The sequence below is a fragment of the Streptomyces bugieae genome (genome assembly GCF_036352915.1).
GTDB lineage: Bacteria > Actinomycetota > Actinomycetes > Streptomycetales > Streptomycetaceae > Streptomyces > Streptomyces endophytica.
The window spans coordinates 1-472 of record NZ_JAZBJP010000123.1 but is presented as its reverse complement, the minus strand read 5'-3'; the positions used below and the strand labels follow the sequence as shown (position 1 = coordinate 472).

The window sequence follows — 472 nt, the reverse complement described above, 5'->3', positions numbered from 1 at the left end:
CCAATACCCCGTCGCAGCCGAACGACGAGACCGGGCGGCCGTCCACCTCCAACACAACGCCGAGCACTCCGAGCCGGGGACCCTTCTCCAGGCTGGCCTCGTTGAGTGCCCAACCGCGGTTCACCACATCGGTCCCCACCCGCACCGCGATGTCGAGGGTCATCCGCTCCTCGACGCGGTAGTCGCGCTCGATGACGCGCTCGAGCACATGGTCGATCGCCTCGGCCTCGGCTTCGGCGAGGAATCCGATCCGGCCCAGATTGACTCCCAGCACCGGGATCTCGACATTTCGCGCGAGCTCCGCGGCACGCAGGAACGTGCCGTCACCGCCGAGCACCAGCACGAGCTCACAACCTTCGGCCGCTCGCTCGTCGGCGTCGACGACCTCGATGTCGACGCCGAGGGCGCGCATGTCATCCGGCGCCAGATGCAGCGGGCCGCGGTCCACGGCTTCCGCCGAGAGAACCTTCAG

General features: G+C 68.6%; 1 protein-coding gene. It reads right to left on the bottom strand.

Features of this window, described 5'->3' with window-relative positions:
- Window positions 1-472, bottom strand: a 472-nt coding sequence (locus tag V2J85_RS40485; RefSeq protein WP_330824373.1) for an NAD(+)/NADH kinase, incomplete at both ends; no start/stop codon positions are given.